Below are 26,862 nucleotides of genomic sequence, written 5' to 3' on the forward strand. Positions count from 1 at the left end.
CATGACAAATCGAACAGCATTGGATAAATTGGCGAATTTTGTTCAAATTGAGAGAAATGGAATTCCCGAGCTTGTTCATGATGCGATATATCGACGAAATAAAGTTCGCCTTGGCATTGTTTACAATGCATTGGCAAGTCGTGCGCGAGCACAGGCAGTTTTTGATTATTTTTCCGATAGAAATATCGCTGCGAGCAAGCAAAATTTTTATCTATCGTCAAAGTTATCCATAGCGAGTTGCGATTTGGATGGAGGTGCTAGTTTCACCACAGGACTTGAGATGCTCTGTGCGATCTTGTCTGATAACGAAAGTGTTATTGAGGCAGCGGCGCGTATGGAAACGTCGACGCTGTTGAATGGAAGAAATGATCCAAAATCGGCGGCAGCGTTTCAATACAGATTCCAGCTCGCGATCTTGGGTAAGGATCAGGAGTTGGGGGCGCGTATCGAGGAGGTGAAAAAAAATGGAACCAAAGCTGATCGGCAGGCCATTTCAAATGGTGAGTATTTTTTCTCATTGCTTCTAGCTCGCGATGCCGCAGGGTTAAGGGCGTTGATCGAAAAGCGGCACGCAAACGTCAAATGCGTTTGGCCGGATTTGGAGAACTTCATCTCATACCTTGGGACGCTTGAGACAAAAATTTGCTGGCGACGTGGCATCCAAATTGAAATCGACCATCCGCTGGTGCCAATGGAGTTGATGCCAGTCAAGCCACTCGATCACTACGATGACGTCTACGACTTTCTGAAGCCGGGGTGGGTGCCGCCTCCGCAGGGACTGATTGGCCGCGTTTCCCGGTGGTTTAAGACGTGATCGGCGCACATCGCACTCGCTTTGAGGCAACGATGAAGAAATCCAAATGGCCCGTAGCCCTAGCGTTTGTCATGTCGACGCTTCTCGCTGCATGCGAGACCGTGCCACCTGATGCACCGCCGCGTCCTCCGCCGAAACCGGAAATGGAGCCTGTGTTGCCGTCGTGGTCGAGCACGATCTGGGTGATGGGCTTCTGGAAATGGAGCGGTACCGAATGGGTTTGGATTCCGGGGCATTTAGCACCCAAACCATAAAATCGAACGAACAACACCACCTCTATGACAATCCGTACCCCGGTCGTGCTGCTGTCGGCCGCATGGTTGATTCCAATGGCCGCGTCGGCGCAGGAAGCGCCGCGCCTGATCATTCCGGGCAACGACCAGCAAACCCGACAGCAGGAAGAGGCACGTGAGCGCGAACGGGCCGTCACCGCGCCCGGGGTACGATCGAACGTGGCGGCAAGCGCTGGGTATCCCACGCTGCCGTCCGAAACGCCCTGCTTTCGCATTGACCGCTTCGCACTCGACGTACCCGATGGGCTACCCGCTTCCCTGAAGTTGCAAGGCGCGTCGGCGTTGCCGATGGATCGCTTCGCCTTCGCGCGCGAATGGCTCGAGCACTACACTGGGCAGTGTGTAGGCAAACAGGGACTCGACATGCTCGTCAAGGGTCTGTCGCAAGCCATTCTGGCACGCGGGTACGTCACGACGCGCGTGCTGCTGCCCGAACAGGATCTGTCGACCGGCGCCCTCAAATTTTCGCTAATCCCCGGCGTAATCCGCCATGTACGTTTTGCCGGCGAGAAGCTGCGCGGCACCTGGAAGACCGCCTTCCCGACCGGCGACGGCGAACTGCTCAACCTGCGCGACCTTGAGCAAGGTTTGGAGCAGATGAAGCGAGTGTCGAGCCAGGACGTGTCGATGCAGATCGTGCCAGCCGACGTGCCCGGCGAAAGCGACGTCGTGCTCGACGTGAAGCGCGACAAGCCGTGGACCGTCGTCGCGTCGATCGACAACTCAGGCACGCGTGCGACCGGCCGCTTGCAGGGCAACCTGTCGCTCGGCATAGACAACCCGCTCGGCCTGAACGACATCTTCAACATCGGCGTGAGCCAGGATCTCGAGTTCGGCGACAAGCGGCTCGGTTCGCACGGGTGGAACGGTTTCTATTCGATTCCATGGGGCTACTGGACCGCGACGCTCTCCGCATATACGAGCACGTACTACCAGCAGATCGCCGGCGTGAACCAGACGTTCATCGCGAGCGGCAATTCGAAGACGGTCGACTTCAAGTTGAACCGCGTGCTGTCGCGCAGCCAGAACGACGTGTTCGGTGTGCAGTTTCGGGTGTCGCGCCGCTTCGGGCAAAGCTTCATCGAAGACACCGAGATTCCGCAGCTGCGCCGCAACAATACGTTCGTCGAGTTCGGCCTGACCGATCGGCACTACTTCGGCAACGCGCAATTCGACGGCACGCTCGCGTACCGACAGGGCATCGGCGCATTCGGCGCGCAGGACGACATGCTGGCAGCCGACGGCGGCCCGACCTACCGCTACAGGATGGCCGTGCTCGACGCGAACCTGTCGGTGCCGTTCGCGATCGCGCAGCATCCGTTTCGCTATGTCACGACATTTCATGGCCAGTACACGGGCAACACGCTGTACTACATTGACGACCTGACGATCGGCAGCCGCTATACGGTACGCGGCTTTGACGGAGAGACGATGCTGGCGGCTTCTCGCGGCTTCTACTGGCGCAACGAATTGCAGGCGTCGATCGGGAAGACGGGTATGGCGGTCTACGCGGGCCTCGACTACGGTCGAGTGTGGGGCCCGCAGCCGGTCGCGCTGGTGGGCACGCAACTGGCAGGCGCCGTGATCGGCGTAAAGGGCAGCGTCGCGACTCGATTGGGAGCCTACGGTTACGACCTGTTTGCCGGCACACCGATCTACAAGCCATCCGGATTCCCAACGGCACGCGTGACGGTGGGTTTTCAGGTCACGGCACAGTTCTAATGAAGCGAGCGCAATGCGGCACCCGGCCCGCCGTCGTTGGAGAGGGTGGTGGCGAGGCTCGAGAGCCGACGACTTCGACCGTATAGAGCGGGTACTGTTGTCGGAAAGCCCCGAACGGCGACCTTGCTCTCCACGTCCGGCGGTGGAACCCTACCCTACCGCTATCTCACAGCACGACCCCATAAACCCCCCGCGCAGCCGCGCGAATCGCATCGGCCATCACCGCGACGGCCGGCGAATGCAGCCGGTCGGTGCGCGTGATGATCCCGAAATCGTCCATCCGGCAATCCATCTCCAGCGGCAGCACCGTGACGATCCCGTGCCGCGCGTAGTAGCGCGCGACGTCCTCGGCCAGCACCGCGATCATGTCGCTCTGTTCGAGCAGTTGCGTGATGAACAGCAGCGCGGACGTCTCGACGAGGTTCGCCGGCGGCGCGAGGCTCGCGCGCTGGAACACGAGCTCGAAGCGATGGCGCAGCACGCTGCCGGCCGGCGGCACGACCCACGCGGCGCGCTGCACGTCCGCGAGCGCCAGTGGCGCCTGCGCGAGCAGCGGATGGCCGGTCCGCACGACGGCCGCCACCGACTCGCCGGTCAGCGGCTCGTAGCGCAGCCGCAGCTTGTCGTGTTCGGCGGAAAGCCGGCCGACCACGATGTCGATCTTGTCCTGCGCGAGATGCTCGAGCAGCACGTTGCTGGTGTCGATCTCGACCGATACGTGCAGGCCCGCATGCGTGCCCTTCACCGCTGCCACCGCCGGCGGCACGAGCCGCAAGCCCGGCGACGTGATCGCCCCCACCGCCACGTGGCCGAGATGGCCGGCCTTCAGCGCGGCCAGTTCCTCGTGCGCCTGGTCGAGGCTGCCGAGCGCCGCGCGCGCGTGACGGATCAGCGCGTCGCCGTACAGCGTCGGCCGCATCCCGCGCGGCAGGCGTTCGAACAGCACCGCACCGATCGATTCCTCGAGTTCGCGCAGCAGCTTCGACGCGGCCGGCTGCGTCATGTTCAGCGCGGCCGCCGCGCGGTGAATGCTGCCTTCGTCGGCAAGCGCGACGACCAGCAGAAGCTGGCGCGTCTTCAGGCGGCCACGGTTTCCCCACGGGCTGGCTTCGGGCATCGTACGGGTTTATATCGATATCGGAATCGATATCGTAATCGCCAAAAACGTCATTAGCCAGTTATCAAAATTCTGCCTAGACTGCGCCGGTATCCCGTCACCACAGGACTGACGATGTCGGCAACAAAACCCAGGCTGCGCTCCGCCCAATGGTTCGGCACGAACGACAAGAACGGCTTCATGTACCGGAGCTGGATGAAGAATCAGGGCATTCCCGATCACGAGTTCGATGGCCGTCCGATCATCGGCATCTGCAACACGTGGTCCGAACTGACGCCGTGCAACGCGCACTTCCGCAAGCTCGCCGAGCACGTGAAGCGCGGGATCTTCGAAGCGGGCGGCTTCCCGGTCGAGTTCCCGGTGTTCTCGAACGGCGAATCGAACCTGCGCCCGTCGGCGATGCTCACGCGCAACCTCGCGTCGATGGACGTCGAGGAAGCGATCCGCGGCAATCCGATCGACGCGGTCGTGCTGCTCGCCGGCTGCGACAAGACGACGCCCGCGCTGCTGATGGGCGCGGCGAGCTGCGACGTGCCGGCGATCGTCGTGTCGGGCGGGCCGATGCTGAACGGCAAGCTCGAAGGCAGGAACATCGGCTCCGGCACGGCCGTGTGGCAGCTGCATGAATCCCTGAAGGCCGGCGAGATCGACCTGCATCACTTCCTGTCGGCCGAAGCCGGGATGTCGCGCTCGGCCGGCACCTGCAACACGATGGGCACCGCGTCGACGATGGCGTGCATGGCCGAGGCGCTCGGCGTCGCGCTGCCGCACAACGCGGCGATCCCGGCCGTCGATTCGCGCCGCTACGTGCTCGCGCACATGTCCGGCATCCGCATCGTCGAGATGGCGCTCGAAGGGCTCGTGCTGTCGAAGGTTCTCACGCGCGCGGCGTTCGAGAACGCGATCCGCGCGAATGCGGCGATCGGCGGCTCGACGAATGCGGTGATCCACCTGAAGGCGATCGCCGGCCGCATCGGCGTGCCGCTCGAACTGGAGGACTGGATGCGCATCGGCCGCGACACGCCGACGATCGTCGACCTGATGCCGTCGGGGCGCTTCCTGATGGAGGAGTTCTATTACGCGGGCGGGCTGCCGGCCGTGCTGCGCCGGCTCGGCGAAGGCGGGCTGCTGCCGCACCCGGACGCGCTGACGGTGAACGGCAAGTCGCTGTGGGACAACGTGCGCGAAGCGCCGAACTACGACGACGAAGTGATTCGTCCGCTCGACCGGCCGCTGATCGCGGACGGCGGCATCTGCATCCTGCGCGGCAACCTCGCGCCGCGCGGCGCGGTGCTGAAGCCGTCGGCGGCGAGCCCCGAGCTGCTGAAGCATCGCGGCCGCGCGGTCGTGTTCGAGAACCTCGACCACTACAAGGCGACGATCAACGACGAGGCGCTCGACGTCGACGCCAGCTCGGTGCTCGTGCTGAAGAATTGCGGGCCGCGCGGTTATCCGGGGATGGCCGAGGTCGGCAACATGGGCCTGCCGCCGAAGCTGCTGCGCCAGGGCGTGAAGGACATGGTGCGGATTTCCGACGCGCGGATGAGCGGCACCGCGTACGGCACGGTCGTGCTGCATGTGGCGCCGGAGGCCGCCGCCGGCGGGCCGCTCGCGGCCGTGCGCAACGGCGACTGGATCGAGCTCGACTGCGAGGCCGGCACGCTGCATCTCGACATTCCGGATGACGAACTGCAGCGCCGCCTGTCGGACGTCGATCCGACCGCGGCGCCGGGCGTGGCCGGGCAGCTCGGCAAGGGCGGCTACGCACGGCTGTACATCGATCACGTGCTGCAGGCCGACGAGGGGTGCGACCTCGACTTCCTGGTCGGCACGCGCGGCGCGGACGTGCCGAGCCATTCGCATTGAGCGGCAGGCGGCGCGAGAGGTGCCACAAACGCGCGCCGCAGCCGGTTGCGGGCCCGCCCGGGCCCGCTTCGTGAAACCGTGAACGCATGACGGCCGGTCACCACCGACGCCGAAGCAGGACGCGAACCATGACATCGAGCAGCACGCCGCGTTATCGCGGCATCTTCCCCGTCGTCCCGACGACCTTCACCGACACCGGCGAGCTTGACCTCGCGAGCCAGAAACGCGCGGTCGATTTCATGATCGACGCGGGTTCCGACGGGCTGTGCATCCTCGCGAATTTCTCCGAGCAGTTCGCGATCACCGACGACGAACGCGACGTGCTCACGCGCGCGATTCTCGAACACGTCGCGGGCCGCGTGCCGGTGATCGTCACGACATCGCACTACAGCACGCAGGTGTGCGCGGCGCGCAGCCTGCGCGCGCAGCAGCTCGGCGCGGCGATGGTGATGGCGATGCCGCCTTATCACGGCGCGACGTTCCGCGTGCCGGAAGCGCAGGTCTTCGATTTCTTTGCGCGCGTGTCGGACGCGATCGACATCCCGATCATGATCCAGGATGCGCCCGCGAGCGGCACGGTGCTGTCCGCCTCGTTCCTCGCACGGATGGCGCGCGAGATCGAGCAGGTCGCGTACTTCAAGATCGAGACGCCCGGGGCGGCGAACAAGCTGCGCGAGCTGATCCGGCTCGGCGGCGACGCGATCGAGGGGCCGTGGGACGGCGAGGAGGCGATCACGCTGCTCGCCGACCTCCATGCCGGCGCGACCGGCGCGATGACGGGCGGCGGGTTTCCGGACGGCATCCGGCCGATTCTCGAAGCCTGGCGCGAAGGGCGCCACGACGACGCTTTCGAGCGCTATCAGGCGTGGCTGCCGCTGATCAATCACGAGAACCGCCAGTCCGGGATCCTCACCGCGAAAGCGCTGATGCGCGAAGGCGGCGTGATCTCATGCGAGCGGCCGCGGCATCCGATGCCGGAACTGCATCCGGACACGCGCGCGGAACTGCTCGCGATCGCGCGCCGGCTCGATCCGCTCGTGCTGCGCTGGGCGCACTGAACGACCACCGAACGATTCGCGAAGGAGGCATGCACGATGAGTGATCAGGTTTCGCTGGGTATCGTCGGCGTCGGCAAGATCGCGCGCGACCAGCATCTGCCGGCGATCGACGCCGAACCGGGCTTCAAGCTGACCGCGTGCGCGAGCCGCCATGCGGAAGTCGATGGCGTGCGCAACTATCGCGACCTGCGCGCGCTGCTGGCCACCGAGCGCGAGCTCGACGCCGTGTCGCTGTGCGCGCCACCGCAGGTGCGCTACGCGCAGGCGCGCGCCGCGCTCGAAGCCGGCAAGCACGTGATGCTCGAGAAGCCGCCGGGCGCGACGCTCGGCGAAGTGGCCGTGCTGGAGGCGCTCGCGCGCGAGCGCGGGCTCACGTTGTTCGCCACGTGGCATTCGCGCTGCGCGAGCGCGGTGGAGCCCGCGCGCGCGTGGCTCGCGACCCGCACGATCCGCGCGGTGCAGGTGCGCTGGAAGGAGGACGTGCGGCGCTGGCACCCGGGGCAGCAATGGATCTGGGAACCGGGCGGCCTCGGCGTGTTCGATCCGGGCATCAACGCGCTGTCGATCGTCACGCGGATCCTGCCGCGCGAGCTCGTGCTGCGCGAGGCGACGCTGATCGTGCCGAGCGACGTGCAGACGCCGATCGCCGCCGAACTCGATTGCACGGATACCGATGGCGTGCCCGTGCGCGCGGAATTCGACTGGCGGCACGGCCCGGTCGAGCAATGGGAAATCGCGGTCGACACGGCCGACGGCGTGCTCGCGATCAGCCGCGGCGGCGCGCAACTGTCGATCGCGGGCGAGCCGGTCGAGATCGGGCCCGAACGCGAGTACCCGGCGCTGTATGCGCACTTCCACGCGCTGATCGCGCGGGGTGAAAGCGACGTCGACGTGCGGCCGCTGCGGCTCGTCGCCGATGCGTTCCTGTTCGGCCGGCGCGTGCAGACCGACGCGTTCGGACGCTGACTACGCTGACTATGCGCGGGCGCGCTGCGGCGCGATCGCGCACGACGAATCATTACGGCACAAGCCGACATCAAGGAGACACCGCATGAACCGCACGACCCACACGATTCGCCGACACACCCTGCGCGCGCTGCTCGCCGCGCTGTGCATCGCGCCGCTCGGCATGCAGGGCGCGGCGCGCGCCGACGCGCCGCTGAAGATCGGCTTCCTGGTGAAGATGCCCGAGCAGGCATGGTTCATCAACGAGCAGAACGCGGCGTCCGCGCTCGGCCAGAAGGAGAATTTCTCGGTCGTGAAGATCGGCACGCCCGACGGCGAGAAGGTGCTGGCCGCGATCGACAACCTCGGTTCGCAAGGCGCGCAGGGTTTCGTGATCTGCGCGCCCGACGTGCGCCTCGGGCCGGCGATCGCCGCGCGTGCGAAGCGCTACAACATGAAGTTCGTGACCGTCGACGACCAGCTCGTCGATTCGACCGGCAAGCCGCTGTCGAACGTGCCGCACCTCGGGATGTCGGCGACCAAGATCGGCAACCAGGTCGGCCAGGCGATTTCCGACGAGATGAAGCGACGCGGCTGGAAGCCCGAGGAAGTCGGCGCGCTGCGGATCACGAACTACGAGCTGCCGACCGCGAAGCTGCGCACCGACGGCGCGACGCAGGCGCTGCTCGCGAACGGCTTCCGCCAGGAGAACATCTTCGATGCGCCGCAGAAGACGACCGACGACGAAGGCGGCTTCAGCGCGGCCGCGCCGGTGCTCGCGCGGCATCCGAACATCAAGAAGTGGGTGGTCTACGCGCTGAACGAGGAAACCGTGCTCGGCGCGGTGCGCGCGACCGAACAGCTGCATATTCCGGCCGCCGACGTGATCGGCGTCGGCATCAACGGTGCCGGCGAGGCGTTCGCCGAATTCCAGAAGAAGGAGCCGACCGGCTTCTACGGGACGATCGCCGTCAGCTCGACGAACCACGGCAAGGACAGCACGCAGAACCTCGTCGACTGGATTCGCAACGGCAAGACGCCGCCGGCCGACACGCAGACGAGCGGCAAGCTGATGACGCGCGCGAACTGGCAGGCCGTGCGCGCCGAACTCGGCATCTGAGCGTGCGGGGCGAGCAAGCGATGACGACGCAGACGATGACGACCGTATCCGCCGGCAGCACGGACACAGTCACGGCCGCCGCTGCCGACGCAGCCGGCACGTCGCGGCCGGACGCGGCGCTGCTCGCGCTCGACGGCATCACGGTGACGTTCCCGGGCGTGCGCGCGCTCGACGCCGTGTCGCTGTCGGTGCGCGCGGGCGAAGTGCACGGGCTGATGGGCGAGAACGGCGCGGGGAAGTCGACGCTGCTGAAGGTGCTGTCCGGCGTGAACCAGCCGCAGGCCGGCACGCTGACGCTGAACGGCGCGGTGCAGCACTTCGCGTCGACGCGCGCGGCGCTGGAGGCCGGCATCGCGATCATCTACCAGGAACTGCATCTCGTGCCCGAGCTGACGGTCGCGGAAAACCTGATGCTCGGGCAGCTGCCGAGCCGGCTCGGCGTGGTCGACGAACGCGCGCTTGCCGTGCGCGCGCTCGATGCGCTGGAGCGGCTCGGCGAGCACATCGATCCGGGCATTCCGGTGAAGTATCTGTCGATCGGCCAGCGCCAGATGATCGAGATCGGCAAGGCGCTGATGCGCGACGCGCGCGTGATCGCGTTCGACGAACCGACGAGCTCGCTGTCCGCGCGCGAGACCGCGCAACTGTTCCGGATCATCCGTGCACTGCGCGCGGAAGGCCGCGCGATCATCTACGTCACGCACCGGATGGAGGAAGTGTATGAACTGTGCGACCGCGTGACCGTGTTCCGCGACGGCCGTCGCATCGAGACGTTCGAATCCGTGGCCGATCTCGACCGCGACCGGCTGATCGGCTGCATGGTCGGCCGCTCGATCGAGGACGTGTACGGCTACCGGCCGCGCACACCCGGCGACGTGCTGATCGAGGCGAAGGGGCTGGCGGGGCCCGGGCTCGCCGAGCCCGTGTCGTTCACCGCGCGGCGCGGCGAGATCGTCGGCTTCTTCGGGCTGGTCGGCGCGGGCCGCTCGGAGCTGATGAAGCTGCTGTACGGCGCCGCGCGCCCGAGCGCGGGGCACGTCGAGCTGAACGGGCGGCGGGTCGCGTTCGGGAGCCCGCGCGACGCGGTGCGCGCGGGCCTCGCGCTGTGCCCGGAAGACCGCAAGCAGGAAGGCATCGTCGCGATCGCGTCGGTGGCCGACAACCTGAACATCAGCGCGCGTCGGCATTTCAGCCCGGCGCGCATGCTGCTCGACGGGCGGCGCGAGCGTGAACTCGCGCAGCGCTATATCGAGCGGCTCGCGATCAAGACCCGCGACGGCGACACGCCGATCGGCGCGCTGTCGGGCGGCAACCAGCAGAAGGTCGTGCTCGCGCGCTGGCTGGCCGAGCGCATCGACGTGTTCCTGATGGACGAGCCGACGCGCGGCATCGACGTCGGCGCGCGCGCGGAAATCTACAACCTGTTCTACGAACTCGCGGAAGCGGGCCGCACGGTGATCCTCGTGTCGAGCGACCTCGCCGAGGTGATCGGCGTGTCGGACCGGATCATCGTGATGAAGGAAGGACGGATCGCGGGCGAAGTCGCGAAGGCGCAGGCGACGCCCGACGCGCTGATCAAGCTCGCGCTGCCGCGTTAGCGGCCTGCAGTCAACCGGAAAGCAACTGATATGAGCCAGGCAATGCAACCCCAACGCACTTCCCCGTCCCCCGATGCCGCGGCCACGGCCGCGCCCGCGCGAGCGCGCGGCGGCGTGTGGCAACTGATCAACCGCTCCGGCATCGTGATGGTGTTCCTCGTGCTGTTCGCGACGCTGTCGCTGACCGTGCCGGACTTCCTCACGCCGCGCAACATCCAGGGCCTGCTGCTGTCGGTCACGCTGATCGGCTCGATCGCGGTGACGATGATGTTCGTGCTCGCGCTCGGCGAGGTCGACCTGTCGGTCGCGTCGATCGTCGCGTTCTCGGGCGTCGTCGCGTCGACGCTGATCACCGCGACGCACAGCGTCGTGCTCGGCATCGCCGGCGGCGTGCTCGCGGGCGGCGCGGTCGGGCTCGTCAACGGCGTGCTGATCGCGCGCTGGCGGATCAACTCGCTGATCGTCACGCTCGCGATGATGGAAGTCGTGCGCGGGCTCGCGTTCATCACGTCGAACGGCGACGCGGTGATGATCTCCGAGGAGCGCTTCTTCGATCTCGGCGGCGGGTCGTTCCTCGGCATCTCGTATCCGATCTGGAGCAACATCGTCGGCTTCGTCGTGTTCGGCTTCCTGCTGCGCAAGACGGTGTTCGGCAAGAACGTGCTGGCCGTCGGCGGCAACGGCGAGGCGGCGCTGCTCGCGGGGCTGCCGGTGATGCGCATCAAGATCACCGTGTTCGTGCTGCAGGGGCTCGTGACCGGCTTCGCCGGCGTGATGCTCGCGTCGCGGATGAGCCTCGGCGATCCGAAGACTTCGGTCGGCCTCGAGCTCGGCGTGATCTCCGCGTGCGTGCTCGGCGGCGTGTCGCTGACGGGCGGCGTCGCGACGATCTCCGGCGTGCTGGTCGGCGTGCTGATCATGGGCTCCGTGCAGGACGCGATGAGCCTCTTGAACGTGCCGACGTTTTACCAATATCTGATACGCGGCGGAATTCTGTTGCTCGCGGTGCTGTTCGACCAGTATCGTCGCAACCAGCGGCGCGCGATGAAGATCTGACCCTGACGAACGCGCGGCCGCCTGCGAAGGCGACAGACATCGGGAGACGGCATGCAACAGATTCATCCGGGCGCGGCGGCGCTGCTCGTGGACGGCCGCAACACGCTCGGCGAAGGCGCGACGTGGTGCGACGCGACGCACGCGCTGTACTGGACGGACATCGAAGGGGCGCGGCTGTGGCGCTGCCGCGCGGACGGCTCGGGCCTCGCGCAGTGGCCGATGCCGGAACGGCTCGCATGCTTCGCGCTGACGCATGATCCGGACGTGCTGCTCGTCGGGCTCGCGACGCATCTCGCGTTCTTCGACGTGCGCAGCGGTGCGTTCACGCGGATCGTCGACGTCGAACCCGATCTGCCGACGCGGCTGAACGACGGGCGCTGCGATGGGGCCGGCGCATTCGTGTTCGGGATGAAGGACGAAGGCAGCGAGCCGCCGCAAGCGGTCGGCGGGTTCTATCGGTTCAATCCGGATCTCACGCTGCAGCGGCTCGCGTTGCCGCCGGCCGCGATCGCGAACAGCATCGCGTTCTCGCCGGATGGGGCGAAGATGTATTTCTGCGATTCGCTGGTGCGCGAGATTCTCGTGTGCGATTACCGCGCGGGCGGCGATGTCGCGAACGTGCGATCGTTCGCGCGGCTGACCGATGCGGACGGCGACCCGGACGGCTCGACGACGGATCGCGACGGTGGCCTGTGGAACGCGCAGTGGGGCGGCCGGCGGGTGGTGCGCTACGGGCCGGACGGCGTTGAAACGGAACGCGTCGAAGTGCCGACCGCGCAGCCGAGCTGCGTGGCGCTCGACGGCGAAGGCCGGCTGTACGTGACGAGCGCGCGCGTCGGGCTGAGCGACGACGCGCTGGCGAGCGATGCCGACGCCGGCGGCGTGTTCGTCGCCCGCACGCGCTACGCGGGGCTGCCGACCGCGCGGTTCGCGGGCAAGCCCGCGAACTGAGTACGGCTGACGCGGCCGGTCGCGCCGCCGCGCGCGGCCGGCGCCGTCACGGCCGGACGGGTCACGACTGCTGCGCGGCCTGCAGCCCCAGCAACGCGACCGCGTTGTCTTTCAGAATCAGCGAATGCACGTCGGGCCGGAACCCGGCGCCCTGAAAATCCTCGAGCCAGCGGTCCGGCCGGATCAGCGGAAAATCGGACGCGAACAGCACCTTGTGCCTGAGCAGCGTGTTCGCGTATTTCACCAGCTCGGGCGAGAAGTACTTCGGCGACCATCCCGACAGGTCGATGTAGACGTTCGGCTTGTGCAGCGCGATCGACAGCGCCTGCTCCTGCCACGGCCATGAAGGGTGTGCGATCACGATCTTCATGTCCGGGAAGTCGGCCGCGACGTCGTCGAGGTGAATCGGTTCGGAATACTTCAGACGCAGCCCGCCGCCGCCGCGCATCCCCGATCCCATCCCCGAATGCCCGCTGTGGAAGACGGCCGGCAACCCGTATTCCGCGATCACCTCGTAGATCGGATAGGCGAGCCTGTCGTTCGGGAAGCATCCCTGCATCGTCGGGTGGAACTTGAAGCCCTTCACGCCGTGCTCGTCGATCAGGCGGCGCGCCTCGCGCGCGCCGAAGCGGCCCTTGTGCGGGTCGATGCTCGCGAACGCGATCATCACGTCGGCGTTGTCCTGCGCGAATTGCGCGATTTCCTCGTTCGGAATGCGCCGCCGGCCGATGTTCGTCTCGCAGTCGACGGTGAACATCACGAAGCCGATCCGGCGCTCGCGGTAATGCGCGATCGTCTCCGGAATGGTCGGCCGACGGCCCTGCTTCAGCACGGTGCCGAAGTACTTGTCGGCCGCGTCGTCGAATGCCTTCGCGAACAGGTCCGGCGGCTGGCAGCACGACACTTCCGCGTGCACGTGCGTGTCGATGGCGATCAGGTTGTCGATGTCCAAGCGTGTCTCCTCATGTCGTGATGCGTCGGCCGGCACGGCGCGAAATCGGCTGTCCGGGCCCGTTTAGGGGTTTGTCCGGAGCCGCTTCCATTCTACTTTACATATCAGGTTACCTGATAGTAAATTGGTCGCGAGTCGCACAGGGCGGCATCGTCATTGGAGAACGAAAATGGGTTACGAAGGGCGCTGGAAAACGGTGAAGGTCGAGGTCGAGGGCGGGATCGCATGGGTGACGCTGAACCGTCCGGACAAGCGCAACGCGATGAGCCCGACGCTGAACGCGGAGATGATCGACGTGCTGGAGGCGATCGAACTCGATGCCGAGGCGCAGGTGCTCGTGCTGACCGGCGAGGGCGACGCCTGGACGGCCGGGATGGACCTGAAGGAATATTTCCGCGAAGTCGACGCGGGCCCGGAAATCCTGCAGGAAAAGATTCGCCGCGACGCGAGCCGCTGGCAGTGGCAATTGCTGCGCATGTATGCGAAGCCGACGATCGCGATGGTCAACGGCTGGTGCTTCGGCGGCGGCTTCTCGCCGCTCGTCGCGTGCGACCTCGCGATCGCGGCCGACGAAGCGGTGTTCGGCCTGTCGGAAATCAACTGGGGCATCCCGCCGGGCAACCTCGTCAGCAAGGCGATGGCCGACACCGTGGGCCATCGCCAGGCGCTTTACTACATCATGACCGGCGACACCTTCACCGGCCCGCAGGCCGCGCAGATGGGGCTCGTCAACAAGAGCGTGCCGCGCGCGCAGCTGCGCGACGAAGTGCGTGCGCTGGCCGCGAAGCTGCTCGACAAGAACCCGGTCGTGATCCGTAACGCGAAGCACGGCTTCAAGCGCTGCCGCGAGCTGACCTGGGAGCAGAACGAGGACTACCTGTACGCGAAGCTCGACCAGGCGAACTACCGCGATCCGGAAGGCGGGCGCGAGCAGGGCCTCAAGCAGTTCCTCGACGACAAGAGCATCAAGCCGGGCCTGCAGGCGTACAAGCGCTGACGCGCGCCGCCGCACGCAACCGGATCCGAGTGGAGACACGGAAATGCACGAAGTGAGTTTGTTGATCGACGGCGTGTCGCGCGGCGCGTCGGACGGCGGGACCTTCGACCGGATCGATCCGGCGACGGGACGGGTGGCGTCGCGCGCCGCCGCGGCGACGCTTGCCGACGCGGACGCCGCGGTCGCGGCAGCGGCGCGCGCATTCCCCGCGTGGGCCGCGCTCGCGCCGACCGAGCGCCGTCGGCGGCTGCTCGCGGCGGCCGACCGGATGGACGCACGGGCGGGCGAATTCATCGAAACCGGCCGCACGGAAACCGGTGCGATGGCGAACTGGTACGGCTTCAACGTGATGCTCGCGGCGAACATGCTGCGCGAGTCGGCCGCGATGACCACGCAGATCGACGGCGCAGTGATCCCGTCGGACGTGCCCGGCAGCCTCGCGATGGCCGTGCGCCAGCCGTGCGGTGTCGTGCTCGGGATCGCGCCGTGGAATGCGCCGGTGATTCTCGCGACCCGTGCGCTCGCGATGCCGCTCGCATGCGGCAACACGGTGGTGCTGAAGGCGTCCGAGGGTTGTCCGGGCGTGCACCGGCTGATCGGCAGCGTGCTGCACGACGCAGGGCTCGGCGACGGCGTGGTCAACGTGATCACGCATGCGCCGCAGGACGCGCCGGCGATCGTCGAGCGGCTGATCGCGAACCCGGCGGTGCGCCGCGTGAACTTCACCGGTTCGACACGCGTCGGCCGCATCGTCGCGACGCTCGCCGCGCAGCACCTGAAGCCGGCGCTGCTCGAACTCGGCGGCAAGGCGCCGGTGCTCGTGCTCGACGACGCCGATCTCGACGCGGCGGTCGAGGCGGTCGCATTCGGCGCGTTCTTCAACCAGGGGCAGATCTGCATGTCGACCGAGCGCGTGATCGTCGATCGCAAGGTCGCCGATGCGTTCGTCGAACGGCTCGTCGCGAAGGCCCGCACGCTGAAGGCCGGCAACCCGGCCGCGCCGGGCGTCGTGCTGGGCACGCTCGAAAGCGCGGCCGCCGCGCAGCGGATCGCGGCGATGGTGGACGACGCGCGTGCACACGGCGCCGCGCTCCCGCTCGGCTGTGAAGTCGACGGCGCGGTGATGCAGCCGACGATCGTCGACGGTGTCACGCGTGACATGCAGCTGTATGCGGACGAATCGTTCGGGCCGGTGGTGACCGTGCAGCGCGTCGACGGCGACGCCGCCGCGCTCGCGGCCGCGAACGACAGCGAGTACGGGCTGTCGGCGGCGGTGTTCAGCCGCGATATCGCGCGTGCGATGCAGGTCGCGAAGCAGATCGAATCGGGCATCTGCCACATCAACGGGCCGACGGTGCACGACGAGGCGCAGATGCCGTTCGGCGGCGTGAAGGCAAGCGGCTACGGCCGGTTCGGCAGCAAGGCGTCGATCGCCGAGTTTACCGACCTGCGCTGGATCACGGTCCAGACCACGCCGCGTCACTACCCGATCTGAGCCGTCCCGGGCGCCGCGGCGCCCCAGTTGAGACAACGACACAATGAAGTCTCCGCCCGGCGCGCGCACGCGCGCGGGGCGGAACCGACCGGAGACAGAACTTGGATGCGGATCCGACCCAACTGCGCGACGCGGCTGCCGCACAGCGCGTTCCCGCCGGCTATCGCCCCGTGGCGATCGGCACGGCACCGCCGGAGATCGTGCAACGCGACGGCTGCTGGACCTTGCGCGCGACGACCCCGCTCGGCGCGTACCCACACCGGCTGACCGACCGGCTCGCGAGCGGCGCGCGCGCGCATCCGGACCGCTGGCTGGTCGCGCGGCGCGGGCCCGACGGTACGTGGATCGGCATCACGTATGCGCAGATGCTCGAGCGCGCCCGCGCGATCGGCCAGGCGCTGCTCGATCGCGGGCTGTCGGCCGAGCGGCCCGTCGCGATCCTGTCGGGCAACGACCTCGAACATCTGCAAATCGCGTTCGGCGCGATGTGGGCCGGCATTCCGCATGCGCCGCTGTCGCCCGCGTATTCGCTCGTGTCGAGCGATTACGGCAAGCTGCGCCACGCGCTCGCCGTGCTCACGCCGGGGCTGGTCTTCGCGTCGGACGGCGCGGCGTTTCGTGCCGCGCTCGACGCGTCGGTGCCGCCTGATGTCGAGCGCGTGGTCGTGTCGGCACCCGACGGGATGGATGGCGTCACGCGTTTCTCGTCGCTGCTCGACACGACACCGGGCAGCGTCGATGCCGCGCACGGTGCGATCACCGGCGACACGATCGCGAAATTCCTGTTCACGTCTGGGTCGACACGGCTGCCCAAGGCGGTGCCGACCACGCACCGGATGCTGTGCAGCAACCAGCAGATGCTGCTCGAGACGTTTCCGCAGTTCGGCCTGGAGCCGCCGGTGCTGGTCGACTGGCTGCCGTGGAATCACACGTTCGGCGGCAGCCATAACGTCGGCATCGCGCTGTACAACGGCGGCACGCTGTACATCGACGACGGCAAGCCGGTCGCCGGCAAGTTCGGCGAGACGCTGCGCAACCTGCGCGAGATCGCGCCCACCGTGTATTTCAACGTGCCGAAGGGCTGGGAAGAGCTGGCTGCGGCGCTCGAAACGGATGCCGCGCTGCGCGAAACCTTCTTCTCGCGCGTGAAGATGTATTTCTTCGCGGGCGCCGGACTGTCGCAGGCCGCGTGGGACCGGCTCGAGCGCGTGACGCTCGCGCACTGCGGCGAGCGCATCCGGATCATGGCGGGCCTCGGGATGACCGAGGCCGCGCCATCGTGCATGTTCACCACCGGGCCGGTGTCGGGGGCCGGCTACATCGGCCTGCCCGCGCCCGGCTGCGACGCGAAGCTGGTGCCGGTCGACGGCAAGCTCGAGGCGCGCTTTCGCGGGCCGAACGTGATGGCCGGTTATTGGCGCGCGAGCGGCGACGACGCGCGCGAGGTATTCGACGAGGAGGGCTACTACCGCAGCGGCGATGCGGTGCGTTTCGTCGATCCCGCGCGGCCGGAGATCGGCCTGATGTTCGACGGGCGCATCGCGGAGGATTTCAAGCTGTCGTCAGGCACCTTCGTGAGCGTCGGGCCCATGCGCGCGCGGATCGTATCGAACGGCGCGCCGTACGTGCAGGACGCGGTCGTCACGGGGATGAACCGCGACGACGTCGGCGTGATGATCTTCCCGCGCGTCGACGATTGCCGTCGCCTGGCCGGCGCGGCACCGGACGCCGACGTGCGCACCGTCCTGCAGGCGCCCGCGGTGCGGGCGTTCTTCGCGGCGCTGCTCGAGCGCCTGAACCGCGATGCGACCGGCAGCGCGACGTTCGTCACGCGGCTGTGCGTGCTCGATACGCCGCCTTCGCTCGATCTCGGCGAAGTCACCGACAAGGGCTCGATCAACCAGCGTGCGGTGCTCATGCACCGTGCGGCGGTGGTCGACGCGATGTACGAACCGGGCGCGGCCGACGCGGGCGTGATCGTCGCCGGCACGGCGCGCCGCGCATGAGGTGCGCGCGATGAGCAACGCGTATTGCGCGCCGTTGCGCGACATGCTGTTCGTGATCGGCGAATGGCTCGATGCGCCGGCGCTGTGGCGCCGCGTGCCCGACTGGGCGGAGCTCGACCTGTCGACCGCCGGGCAGGTGCTCGACGAAGCCGCCCGCTTCGTGGTCGAACGCATCGCGCCGCTCGATTCGACCGGCGATCTCGAGGGCTGCCGGTTCGACGGTGCCGGCGTGACGATGCCGGCGGGCTTTCGCGATGCGTACCGCGATTACGTCGACGCCGGCTGGCCGACGCTCGCGCTCGACGCCGATTGCGGCGGCCAGGGGCTGCCGCATCTGCTCGACGTCGCGCTGCAGGAGATGCTCGCGGGGGCGAACCATGCGTGGCTGATGTCGCCGGGGCTCACGCACGGCGCGGTGGCGTGCCTGCGCGCGCACGGCGGCGAGCGCCTGAAGCGCGACGTGCTGCCGAAGATCGCGAGCGGCGAGTGGCTGACGACGATGTGCATCACCGAGCCACAGGCGGGCAGCGATCTCGGCCTGCTGCGCACGCAGGCAGTGCCGGACCCGGCCGCCGACGGCTACCGGATCAGCGGCAGCAAGCTGTTCATCACCGGCGGCGAGCACGACCTGACCGACAACATCGTGCACCTCGTGCTCGCGCGGCTGCCCGATGCGCCGGCGGGAACGAAGGGGCTGTCGCTGTTCGTCGTGCCGAAGTGGCTCGACGCGCCGGGCGGCCGCGTGCGCAACGGCGTCTGGTGCGACGGCATCGAGAAGAAGATGGGGCTGAAGGCAAGCCCGACCTGCACGATGCGTTTCGACGCGGCCGCGGGCTGGCTCGTCGGCGATCCGCATCGCGGGCTCGCCTCGATGTTCGTGATGATGAACGCGGCGCGCCTGCAGGTCGCCATGCAGGGTGTCGGGCATGCGCAGAGCGCATGGCAGGCCGCGTCGGCCTATGCGCGCGAGCGCGTGCAGGGCAGGGCGGCGCCGATCGCGCAACACGCCGCGATCCGCCGCATCCTGCTCGATGCGCAGGCGATCGTCGAAGGCGAGCGCGCGATCGGCTACTGGATCGCGCACTGGCTCGACGTCGCCGCGCACGATCCGCAGCCGCCGGCACGGCTCGCGGCGGTGCGGCTGGCATCGTTGCTCACGCCGGTTGCCAAGGCGTTCTTCACCGCGAACGGCTTCGCGGCCGCGTCGAACGCGCTGCAGGTATTCGGCGGCTACGGCTACGTTCACGAATACGGGATCGAACAGACGCTGCGCGATTGCCGCGTGTCGATGCTGTACGAAGGGACCAACGAGATCCAGGCGATCGATCTGCTGGTGCGCAAGGTGCTGGGGGATCGCGGCGAGGCGCTGCATGAGCTGCTCGAGTTGATTCGCGCGGAAGCCGCGCAGAGCGTCCAGGCGGCAGCGGACGAGCGGGCGAGGGACGCCGGGGCGCGCGTCGCCACGCTGTGCGCGGACCTCGAGCGCGTGACGGCCGGCGTGATCCGCGCGAGCGAGCACGATCCGGATCTGCCCTACCGCGTCGCGGACGACTATCTCGCGCTGGTCGGCTGGCTGCTGCTCGCGTTCGCGTGGGCGCGCACGCTGCGCATCGTCGGCGATGCGCCGGGAGACGATTCGTTCCGTGCGGGCAAGCGCGCGGTCGGCACCTACTTCTTCGACTATCCGCTCGCGGCATTCGCACATCGGCTCGCGCTGGTGGACGCGGGCTGCCGCGCGGCGTTGCCGGTTGCCGCGGCATGAGGTTTGTCCGAGCCGGGCATGGACGGCCCCCGGGGCGGCTCGCCGGCCGGCACGAGCCGCCGTGCGGGCCGATATGCGGGCCGACTACGGGGCCGACATAAGGGCCGATTACGGCCTGATATACGGACCGCGTGAGGTAAGATGGCCCGCGATCCTCCTTCCGACACGTTCATGAGTTCGACACCCGTCAAACCGGCCGGCCCGAAACGCACGGCCCGCGCCAGCGAAGCCAGGCCGCGCACGCGTTCGCAGCAGCGGCTTACCTACCTGATCGGCAATCTCGACCGGCTGCTGCGCCGCCAGATGAGCGATGCGCTCGTGCCGCTCGGTGTGACGCTCGCGCAGTACACGGCGCTGTCGGTGCTCGAGGCGCGCGGCGCGCTGTCCAATGCGCAACTCGCGGTGCGCTCGTTCATCACGCCGCAATCCGCGAACGAAGTGATGGTTGCGATGGCCGCCCGCGGCTTCGTGACGCGCGAGGCCGATCCCAGCCACGGTCGCGTGATCCTGCTGCGTCTGACCGACGAGGGCTCGGCAATCCTGCGCGAATGCGAGCAGGTGCTGCGGCCGCTCGAACGCCGGATGCTCGGCGACGACGTGAGCGCCGACGACGTCGCGCAGGTTCACCGCACGCTCGAGCTGTTCGTGCGCAACCTGCGCGACTGAGCACGCCGCCGCGTCTTTCGTTCCGGTTTCTCCGGCCGCGCCGCGCCATGCCGCGGCGTGGCGCGAGTCGCGAACGGGTTGCGGGTTAACACCGCGCTCGCGACACTTGAAATATCAGGTTACCTGTTATTAAATCATCCCGTCCCTCGACGGGATTTTCTTTCGGGTTCTTAATCAGGTTACCTGATAAACAGACGAGACCCGATCACGATAAAGCAAGGACACCGCGCATGCGTTCCGCGTATGCCGCGCGAGTCACGGTTAGGAGACAACATGGACACTTCCGTTGCCGCAAGGCCGGCCGTCGCGACGACGCTCGGCCTGTGTTTCGCGATCGCATTGCTCGAGGGGCTCGACCTGCAGTCGGTCGGCGTCGCGGCACCGCGCATGGCCCACGAATTCGGGCTCTCGGTTTCACAGATGGGGCTCGCGTTCAGCGCGGGCACGTTCGGCCTGCTGCCGGGCGCGATGCTCGGCGGCTGGCTGGCCGACCGGGTCGGCCGCAAGCACGTGCTGATCGCGTCGGTCTGCCTGTTCGGGCTGCTGTCGATCGCGACCGCGCAGGTGTCGAGCTTCGCGATGCTGGTCGCCGTTCGTGCGCTGACCGGCCTCGGCCTCGGCGGCGCGATGCCGAACCTCATTGCCTTGTCGTCGGAAGCGGTCGACGCACGCTCGCGCAGCAGCGCGGTGGCCGTGATGTACTGCGGGATTCCGTTCGGCGGCGTGATCGCGTCGCTGATCGGCGTGCTGCTCGCAGGCGACACCGAATGGCGGCACATTTTCTATGTCGGGGGCGTCGGCCCGCTGCTGCTCGCGCCGCTGCTGCTCGCACTGCTGCCCGAGTCGCGTGCGTTCCTCGACGTCAGCGCATCGGGCGCGGCGCGCCCCAGCGTCGGACAGACGCTGTTCGGCGGCTCGCGTACCGGCACGACACTGGCGTTGTGGCTCAGCTACTTCTGCACGCTGATCGTGCTGTATTTCCTGCTGAACTGGCTGCCGTCGCTGATGGCCGCGAAGGGGCTCGCGCGCAGCCAGGCCGGGATCGTGCAGATCTTCTTCAATATCGGCAGCGGCCTCGGCGTGCTCGGCATCGGCATGTCGATGGACCGCTTGCGTCCGTCGCGCGTGGTCGGCGGCATGTACGCGGGGATCGTGCTGTCGCTTGCCGCGCTGGCGATCGCGCCCGGCCTCCTGTGGCTGTCCGCCGCCGCGTTCGCGGCCGGGATGTTCGTCGTCGGCGGCCAGTCGGTGCTGTATGCGCTGGCCGCGATCTATTACCCGACCGCGATGCGTGGCACCGGCGTCGGCTCCGCCGTCGCCGTCGGCCGCCTCGGCTCGGTGGTCGGGCCGCTCGCCGCCGCCGAACTGCTCGCCATGGGCCGCAGCGCGTCGGTCGTGATCGGCGCGAGCATTCCCGTCACGCTCGTCGCCGCCGTCGCTGCGCTGATGCTGATCCGGCGCCCGCAGGCGCACGACTGATTTCTTCCCATTTCAACCACGAGCGCCGGTAGAGCGCGATTACGACACAGGTCTGGAGACGAACACCATGAAGCACACCAAAGCCTTGCTGGCGGCCGGCGCATGCGCGCTGGCCGCGACCGGCGCGCACGCGCAGTCGAGCGTGACGCTGTACGGGATCATCGACACGGGCGTCGAGTTCGTGTCGCACGCGAACGCGGCCGGCGACCACGTGGTACGCATGCCGGGCGTGACGGGCGAACTGCCGTCGCGCTGGGGCCTGCGCGGCACCGAGGATCTCGGCGGCGGCTACCAGGCGGTGTTCACGCTCGAAAGCGGTTTCAACGTGCGCGGCGGCGATCTCGGTCAGGGCGGCCGGCTGTTCGGGCGGCAGGCGTTCGTCGGGCTGAAGGGCGGCTTCGGCACGCTCGCGTTCGGCCGCCAGTACACGATGACCTATCTCGCGCTGCAGGGCGCGGACATCATCGGCCCCGACATCTACGGGCTCGGTTCGTTCGATGCGTACGTGCCGAACGGCCGCTCCGACAACGCGGTGACCTACGTCGGCACCTATCGCGGCGTGACGCTCGGCGCCGCGTATTCGTTCGGCCGCGACGGCGCGGGCACCGGCAACTCGCCGGGGCAGGGCACGTGCGCGGGGCAGGTGCCGGGCGACGCCACGCAGTGTCGCAACTGGTCGGTGATGCTCAAGTACGACAGCGCGTATTTCGGTGCGGCGGCGTCGTACGAGGAGCAGCGCGGCGGCACCGGCGCGGCCGCCAACTTCTTCGATGGCGTGGCGCCGGTTCCTTTCACGAGCAGCGGCGGCAAGGACGCACGCACGCATGTGAGCGCGTATGCGCAGGCGGCCGGCGCGCGGATCGGCGCGGGCTGGATCGGGCGGCGCGTGTCGACCGGTTCGCCGGCCGCGCCGGGCGCGCATTCGGACCTGTTCTTCGTCGGCGCGTCGTATGCGGTGAAGCCCGATTTCGTCGTCGACGGCGAGGGCTACCGGATCGTCAACAGCGCGCACGACACGCGCGCGACGATGGCCACGCTGCGCGCGACCTATCTGCTGACCAAGCGCACGGCCGTCTATGCGCAATCGTCGTATCTGTGGAACAGCGCGCATGCGCGCTACGCCGTCAGCGGCGGCGGGCCGGGCACGACGCCCGGCGAAGGGATGGGGCAGCTCGGCGCGATGGTCGGCGTGCGGCACATGTTCTGATTCGGCAGCCTGACGAACGAGGGATATCTTGAACAGAAAATCTGCATTCCTTTGCATTGCGCCGCTGTCCGCGGCGGCGATGCTTGCCGGGTGCGGCGGCGACGATTCGGTCAACGCCACGCCGACACATATGAGCGCCGCGACGCCGGCCGCGATGACGCAGACCTGCGACGCGCTCGCCGCGAAGCTCGCGTATGCGAACACGTCGTTCACGTCGGTGACGACCGCGGCCGCGGGCGCGCTGACGGTGGCCGGCAAGCCGGTCGCCGAGCACTGCGTGATCGAGGGGAAGATGAACCAGCGCGTGAGCGCGGTGGACGGCAAGACCTACGCGATCGGCTTCGAGATGCGCTTGCCGAAGGCGTGGAACGGCCGCTTCTTCTACCAGGCGAACGGCGGGCTCGACGGCAATGTCGTGACCGCGACCGGCGAGATCGGCGGCGGCGGGCCGCTGAACGATGCGCTGAACATGGGGTTCGCGGTGATCAGTTCGGATTCCGGGCACAGTGCCGCGCAGAATCCGCTGTTCGGCCTCGATCCGCAGGCGCGCATCGACTACGGCTACGGTGCGGTCGACGCGCTCACGCCGATGGCGAAGCAGGTGATCCGGCTCGCGTACGGCAAGGCGCCCGACCGCAGCTATTTCGGCGGCTGCTCGAACGGCGGCCGTCACGCGATGGTCACCGCCGTGCGCAACCCGGCCGACTACGACGGCATCATCGCGGGCGATCCGGGTTTTCATCTGCCGAAGGCGGCGATCGGCGAGATGTACGGCGCGCAGCAGTTCGCGAAGATCGCCTCGGCGACCGGCACGAACGGGCTGCCGGACATCCGCAGCGGCTTCACCGACGCGGAGCGGCAGTTCGTCGGCGCGAAGATCCTCGAGAAATGCGATGCGCTCGACGGCGCGGCCGACGGGATGGTGCAGGACGTGGCCGCGTGCCAGGCGCACTTCAGCGTCGAGTCGGACGTCCCGACTTGCGCGAACGGCACGCGCACGGGCGCCTGCCTGACGCCCGCACAGAAGACCGCGCTCGAGAACGTGTTCACGGGCGCACGCAACAGCGCGGGTACGGCGCTCTACGCGGGTTTTCCGTACGACCCGGGCATTGCCGGTGGCGGCTGGGCCGCGTGGAAGCAGTCGAATTCGATCACGCTCGATCCGGCCGCGATGGCGTTCACGTTCACGACGCCGCCGAAAAGTACCGCGACGCTCGCGAACCTGCCCGGTTTCGCGCTCGGCTTCGACATGGACAACGACGCACCGGCGATCTTCGCGACGAACGGTACGTACACGCAATCCGCGTGGACGTTCATGACGCCGCCCGACGAGACGAACCTGTCCGCGCTGAAGGCACGCGGCGCGAAGCTGCTCGTCTATCACGGCACGGGCGACCCGGTGTTCTCGTACGACGACACGCGTGACTGGTATGCGCGGCTCGCACAGGCGAACGGCGGCGATGCGTCGGATTTCGCGCGCCTTTATCCGGTGCCGGGGATGAACCACTGTTCGGGCGGGCCGGCGGCCGACCAGTTCGACCTGCTGACGCCGCTCGTCGCGTGGGTCGAGCAGGGGCAGGCGCCCGCTACGGTGGTGGCCGCCGCGCGCGACGCGACGAACGCGGTGCCGAGTGCGGATGTGCCGGCGTCATGGGGCGCGGGTCGCACGCGCCCGCTGTGCCCGTATCCGCAGGTGGCGCGCTACAACGGTTCAGGCGACGTGAATTCGGCGGCGAGCTTCAGTTGCCGCTGACGTAGCCGTCGATGGGAAACGGCCGGTGCGCGCGATCGCGTGCCGGCCGCTTCATGTGTGCAATCGCACACGCATTCACTCACTCATTCGCCCGGATCGACCGGCACCTCGAGCCCGACCTTCACGCGGCTCATGCTCACCAGCGTCTTGAACCGCTTCACGTTGTTGTTCGCGAAGAACAGCTCGCGCGTGAGCGCGTTGTACTGATCCATGTTGCGCACCGCGACGATCAGCACGAAATCCCATTCCCCCGTCACGTAGTAGCACTGCTGGATCTGCGGGCAGCGCTCGAACGCACGCTTCATCGCGTCGAGCTGGTCGATCTGCTCGCTTTCGACCTCGACGTTGACGACGATCGTCAGCGGATGATCGACCTTGTCCGGTGCGACGACGGCGGTGTAGCGCTCGATCACGCCGTCGTCCGCGAGACGTTTCAGGCGCCGGTTCACGGCCGCGGTCGACAGGTTGACGCGCGCGCCGAGTTCGCTCTGCGGCGTCTGCGCGTCGCGCTGGATTTCCATCAGCAGCTTGCGATCGAACGCATCGAGTGGGGTGGTCATGATGGTGCGTGAAACCTCGGAAGAATGAGAAATTTTTGCGTATGGGCGGTCGATTCGGCGATTTTATTGACCGCGATGCGAAATATTATTTTTCGGACCGACGGTGAGCGCAACCCGCGCTTGCCCGATCCGATCCACCCGACGGGCCGCCGGCGCGGCCCTGTTCCCGAGCCTTTCGCCATGCTGATCGCCAACCCCCGCGCATCGCGCGCCGCCTATCCCCACGCGCTGCGACGCGTGATGAACATCGCGTCGGCCGACGAAAGCGGCGCGTGGCTGTCGCACTGGCCGCTCGTCGGCCACGCGCACACGCCGCTTCGCATGCTGCCGGATCTCGCCGCGCGGCTCGGCGTCGCGAGCGTCAGCGTGAAGGACGAGTCGTGCCGCTCGCCGCTCGGCAGCTTCAAGGCGCTCGGCGCGCCGATCGCGCTGGTGCGGCTCGTGAAGCGGCTGCGCCGCCAGCAGGATCTCGATCCGCAAGGGCTCGTCACCGGCCGCTATGCGTCCGAACTGGCCGACCTGACGGTGATCAGCGCGACCGACGGCAATCACGGCCGCGCGCTCGCCGCCGCCGCGCGCGCGATCGGCTGCGGGTGCGTGATCGTGCTGCACGCGAACGTCGACGCGGAGCGTGAGCGCGCGATCTCCGCGTACGGCGCGCGGATCGTGCGCATCGCGGGGAACTACGACGAATCGGTGGTCTGCGCGGCACAGCTCGCGCAGGCGAACGGCTGGTACGTCGTGTCGGATACGTCGTACGACGGCTACGAAGCGATTCCGCGCGACGTGATGCAGGGCTACGGCGTGATCGCCGCCGAGGCCGCCGCGCAGGCGGCGCGGGACGACGGGCGGCCGTTCACGCATGTGCTGCTGCAGGGCGGCGTGGGCGGTCTCGCCGCGGGTGTCGCGAGTTATCTGTGGGAGCGCGACGGCGTGGAGCGGCCGCATTTCATCGTCGTCGAGCCGCGCCAGGCCGACTGCCTGTACCAGAGTGCACTGGCCGGGCGTGCCACCAAGGCGACCGGCAGCGTCGATTCGGTGATGGCCGGGCTCGCGTGCGGCGAGGCGTCGCCGCTGGCGTGGGATTTCCTCGAGATGTGCATCGACCATTTCATGCTGATCGACGACGAAGACGCGGTGCAGGCGATGCGCGGCCTCGCGGCCGGCAGCGAACGCGACGTGCCGGTCGTGGCCGGCGAATCGGGCGCGGCCGGCATCGCGGGGCTGGACGTGCTGATGCGCGACCCGGCACGCGCGCGGCAGGTGGGGCTCGACGCGCATTCGCGCGTGCTGGCGATCAATACGGAAGGCGCGACGGCACCGTCCGTGTACCGGAGCTGCGTCGGCGAGGCGGCCGACGCCGTGCTCGCGCGGCAGCGCGACTGGCTGGACCGCGCGACGGTGGCGGCCTGAACGACATCACGACCCACGACGACCGACTATGA

The 26,862-nt window shown here is 68.0% G+C and carries 22 protein-coding genes; 19 read left to right on the top strand and 3 right to left on the bottom strand.

Features of this window, described 5'->3' with window-relative positions:
* Position 1 precedes the first annotated feature (1 nt).
* From bcpI to PQB87_RS17935, 3 genes are all read left to right on the top strand, one after another.
* Entirely contained in the window at positions 2-814 is an 813-nt protein-coding gene (bcpI, locus tag PQB87_RS17925) for a contact-dependent inhibition immunity protein BcpI (RefSeq protein WP_175892972.1), read from the top strand.
* A 71-nt stretch (positions 815-885) separates the two neighbouring features.
* The gene (bcpO, locus tag PQB87_RS17930) at positions 886-1,068 is read left to right on the top strand and encodes a CDI system lipoprotein BcpO (RefSeq protein WP_226159916.1); all 183 of its coding nucleotides are present in this window, start codon (positions 886-888) and stop codon (positions 1,066-1,068) included.
* Between the two features lie 75 nt (positions 1,069-1,143).
* Positions 1,144-2,829: a ShlB/FhaC/HecB family hemolysin secretion/activation protein gene (locus PQB87_RS17935; protein ID WP_369869661.1), complete on the top strand. Its 1,686-nt coding sequence runs from the start codon at positions 1,144-1,146 to the stop codon at positions 2,827-2,829.
* A gap of 166 nt (positions 2,830-2,995) precedes the next feature.
* Here PQB87_RS17935 and PQB87_RS17940 read toward each other — a convergent pair whose 3' ends face one another.
* Positions 2,996-3,946 (bottom strand): LysR substrate-binding domain-containing protein, encoded by a 951-nt coding sequence (locus PQB87_RS17940; RefSeq protein ID WP_174413357.1) that lies wholly within the window; start codon positions 3,944-3,946, stop codon positions 2,996-2,998.
* Between the two features lie 114 nt (positions 3,947-4,060).
* Between PQB87_RS17940 and PQB87_RS17945 the strand changes: the two genes are divergently transcribed.
* The 7 genes from PQB87_RS17945 to PQB87_RS17975 all read left to right on the top strand — a co-directional run bounded on the left by PQB87_RS17945 (position 4,061) and on the right by PQB87_RS17975 (position 12,540).
* Positions 4,061-5,812, top strand: coding sequence for an IlvD/Edd family dehydratase (locus PQB87_RS17945; protein WP_027790240.1), 1,752 nt, complete (start codon positions 4,061-4,063; stop codon positions 5,810-5,812).
* A gap of 128 nt (positions 5,813-5,940) precedes the next feature.
* Positions 5,941-6,870 carry a dihydrodipicolinate synthase family protein gene (locus tag PQB87_RS17950; RefSeq protein WP_489243421.1) on the top strand — a complete coding sequence of 310 codons (930 nt, stop codon included), beginning with the start codon at positions 5,941-5,943 and terminating at the stop codon, positions 6,868-6,870.
* 36 nt (positions 6,871-6,906) lie between these two features.
* Entirely contained in the window at positions 6,907-7,836 is a 930-nt protein-coding gene (locus PQB87_RS17955; RefSeq protein WP_111938681.1) for a Gfo/Idh/MocA family protein, read from the top strand.
* Between the two features lie 85 nt (positions 7,837-7,921).
* Positions 7,922-8,935, top strand: a complete 1,014-nt coding sequence (locus PQB87_RS17960) for an arabinose ABC transporter substrate-binding protein (RefSeq protein ID WP_059688111.1) — start codon at positions 7,922-7,924, stop codon at positions 8,933-8,935.
* 20 nt (positions 8,936-8,955) lie between these two features.
* The gene (gene araG / locus PQB87_RS17965; protein ID WP_489243422.1) at positions 8,956-10,533 is read left to right on the top strand and encodes an L-arabinose ABC transporter ATP-binding protein AraG; all 1,578 of its coding nucleotides are present in this window, start codon (positions 8,956-8,958) and stop codon (positions 10,531-10,533) included.
* 30 nt (positions 10,534-10,563) lie between these two features.
* On the top strand, positions 10,564-11,589 hold the full coding sequence (gene araH / locus PQB87_RS17970; RefSeq protein WP_059688109.1) for an L-arabinose ABC transporter permease AraH: 1,026 nt from the start codon (positions 10,564-10,566) through the stop codon (positions 11,587-11,589).
* Positions 11,590-11,640: 51 nt separating this feature from the next.
* On the top strand, positions 11,641-12,540 hold the full coding sequence (locus PQB87_RS17975; RefSeq protein ID WP_489243423.1) for an SMP-30/gluconolactonase/LRE family protein: 900 nt from the start codon (positions 11,641-11,643) through the stop codon (positions 12,538-12,540).
* 61 nt (positions 12,541-12,601) lie between these two features.
* On the opposite strand, the gene PQB87_RS17980 is transcribed toward PQB87_RS17975, so the two are convergent.
* Positions 12,602-13,492 (bottom strand): amidohydrolase family protein, encoded by an 891-nt coding sequence (locus PQB87_RS17980; RefSeq protein WP_059676673.1) that lies wholly within the window; start codon positions 13,490-13,492, stop codon positions 12,602-12,604.
* Between the two features lie 169 nt (positions 13,493-13,661).
* Here PQB87_RS17980 and PQB87_RS17985 point away from each other — a divergent pair, with 169 nt between their 5' ends.
* The 8 genes from PQB87_RS17985 to PQB87_RS18020 all read left to right on the top strand — a co-directional run bounded on the left by PQB87_RS17985 (position 13,662) and on the right by PQB87_RS18020 (position 24,857).
* The gene (locus tag PQB87_RS17985; RefSeq protein WP_021163522.1) at positions 13,662-14,489 is read left to right on the top strand and encodes a p-hydroxycinnamoyl CoA hydratase/lyase; all 828 of its coding nucleotides are present in this window, start codon (positions 13,662-13,664) and stop codon (positions 14,487-14,489) included.
* 43 nt (positions 14,490-14,532) lie between these two features.
* Complete coding sequence (locus tag PQB87_RS17990) at positions 14,533-15,984, top strand: aldehyde dehydrogenase (protein ID WP_060067991.1); 1,452 nt, start codon at positions 14,533-14,535, stop codon at positions 15,982-15,984.
* A 101-nt stretch (positions 15,985-16,085) separates the two neighbouring features.
* A complete protein-coding gene (locus PQB87_RS17995; RefSeq protein ID WP_175830380.1) occupies positions 16,086-17,990 on the top strand; it encodes a feruloyl-CoA synthase in 1,905 nt (634 codons plus the stop codon).
* A gap of 10 nt (positions 17,991-18,000) precedes the next feature.
* Complete coding sequence (locus PQB87_RS18000; RefSeq protein WP_489243424.1) at positions 18,001-19,752, top strand: acyl-CoA dehydrogenase; 1,752 nt, start codon at positions 18,001-18,003, stop codon at positions 19,750-19,752.
* Positions 19,753-19,923: 171 nt separating this feature from the next.
* Entirely contained in the window at positions 19,924-20,418 is a 495-nt protein-coding gene (locus PQB87_RS18005) for a MarR family winged helix-turn-helix transcriptional regulator (RefSeq protein ID WP_059487681.1), read from the top strand.
* A gap of 273 nt (positions 20,419-20,691) precedes the next feature.
* Positions 20,692-21,897, top strand: a complete 1,206-nt coding sequence (gene mhpT / locus PQB87_RS18010) for a 3-(3-hydroxy-phenyl)propionate transporter MhpT (protein WP_059651509.1) — start codon at positions 20,692-20,694, stop codon at positions 21,895-21,897.
* Between the two features lie 67 nt (positions 21,898-21,964).
* On the top strand, positions 21,965-23,104 hold the full coding sequence (locus PQB87_RS18015) for a porin (protein ID WP_027790253.1): 1,140 nt from the start codon (positions 21,965-21,967) through the stop codon (positions 23,102-23,104).
* A 28-nt stretch (positions 23,105-23,132) separates the two neighbouring features.
* Positions 23,133-24,857, top strand: coding sequence for a tannase/feruloyl esterase family alpha/beta hydrolase (locus tag PQB87_RS18020; protein WP_060067987.1), 1,725 nt, complete (start codon positions 23,133-23,135; stop codon positions 24,855-24,857).
* Positions 24,858-24,940: 83 nt separating this feature from the next.
* Here the strand turns inward: PQB87_RS18020 and PQB87_RS18025 are convergent, their stop codons facing one another.
* Positions 24,941-25,417, bottom strand: coding sequence for an Lrp/AsnC family transcriptional regulator (locus PQB87_RS18025; RefSeq protein ID WP_027790255.1), 477 nt, complete (start codon positions 25,415-25,417; stop codon positions 24,941-24,943).
* A 180-nt stretch (positions 25,418-25,597) separates the two neighbouring features.
* On the opposite strand from PQB87_RS18025, the gene PQB87_RS18030 reads away from it, so the two are divergent.
* Positions 25,598-26,830: a diaminopropionate ammonia-lyase gene (locus tag PQB87_RS18030; protein ID WP_489243425.1), complete on the top strand. Its 1,233-nt coding sequence runs from the start codon at positions 25,598-25,600 to the stop codon at positions 26,828-26,830.
* Positions 26,831-26,862: the final 32 nt, after the last annotated feature.

This window comes from Burkholderia sp. KL41, assembly GCF_057005415.2.

Excerpts from the sequence above, each read along its gene's own strand:
- araG (WP_489243422.1), top strand. The coding sequence starts at position 8,956 with ATGACGACGCAGACGATGACGACCGTATCCGCCGGCAGCACGGACACA.
- mhpT (WP_059651509.1), top strand. The coding sequence starts at position 20,692 with ATGGACACTTCCGTTGCCGCAAGGCCGGCCGTCGCGACGACGCTCGGC.
- PQB87_RS17945 (WP_027790240.1), top strand. The coding sequence starts at position 4,061 with ATGTCGGCAACAAAACCCAGGCTGCGCTCCGCCCAATGGTTCGGCACG.
- PQB87_RS17985 (WP_021163522.1), top strand. The coding sequence starts at position 13,662 with ATGGGTTACGAAGGGCGCTGGAAAACGGTGAAGGTCGAGGTCGAGGGC.
- bcpO (WP_226159916.1), top strand. The coding sequence starts at position 886 with ATGTCGACGCTTCTCGCTGCATGCGAGACCGTGCCACCTGATGCACCG.
- araH (WP_059688109.1), top strand. The coding sequence starts at position 10,564 with ATGAGCCAGGCAATGCAACCCCAACGCACTTCCCCGTCCCCCGATGCC.
- PQB87_RS17950 (WP_489243421.1), top strand. The coding sequence starts at position 5,941 with ATGACATCGAGCAGCACGCCGCGTTATCGCGGCATCTTCCCCGTCGTC.
- PQB87_RS18015 (WP_027790253.1), top strand. The coding sequence starts at position 21,965 with ATGAAGCACACCAAAGCCTTGCTGGCGGCCGGCGCATGCGCGCTGGCC.
- PQB87_RS17990 (WP_060067991.1), top strand. The coding sequence starts at position 14,533 with ATGCACGAAGTGAGTTTGTTGATCGACGGCGTGTCGCGCGGCGCGTCG.
- PQB87_RS17940 (WP_174413357.1), bottom strand. The coding sequence starts at position 3,946 with ATGCCCGAAGCCAGCCCGTGGGGAAACCGTGGCCGCCTGAAGACGCGC.
- PQB87_RS18030 (WP_489243425.1), top strand. The coding sequence starts at position 25,598 with ATGCTGATCGCCAACCCCCGCGCATCGCGCGCCGCCTATCCCCACGCG.
- PQB87_RS17975 (WP_489243423.1), top strand. The coding sequence starts at position 11,641 with ATGCAACAGATTCATCCGGGCGCGGCGGCGCTGCTCGTGGACGGCCGC.
- PQB87_RS18005 (WP_059487681.1), top strand. The coding sequence starts at position 19,924 with ATGAGTTCGACACCCGTCAAACCGGCCGGCCCGAAACGCACGGCCCGC.
- PQB87_RS17960 (WP_059688111.1), top strand. The coding sequence starts at position 7,922 with ATGAACCGCACGACCCACACGATTCGCCGACACACCCTGCGCGCGCTG.
- PQB87_RS17935 (WP_369869661.1), top strand. The coding sequence starts at position 1,144 with ATGGCCGCGTCGGCGCAGGAAGCGCCGCGCCTGATCATTCCGGGCAAC.
- PQB87_RS17955 (WP_111938681.1), top strand. The coding sequence starts at position 6,907 with ATGAGTGATCAGGTTTCGCTGGGTATCGTCGGCGTCGGCAAGATCGCG.
- PQB87_RS18025 (WP_027790255.1), bottom strand. The coding sequence starts at position 25,417 with ATGACCACCCCACTCGATGCGTTCGATCGCAAGCTGCTGATGGAAATC.
- PQB87_RS18000 (WP_489243424.1), top strand. The coding sequence starts at position 18,001 with ATGAGCAACGCGTATTGCGCGCCGTTGCGCGACATGCTGTTCGTGATC.
- bcpI (WP_175892972.1), top strand. The coding sequence starts at position 2 with ATGACAAATCGAACAGCATTGGATAAATTGGCGAATTTTGTTCAAATT.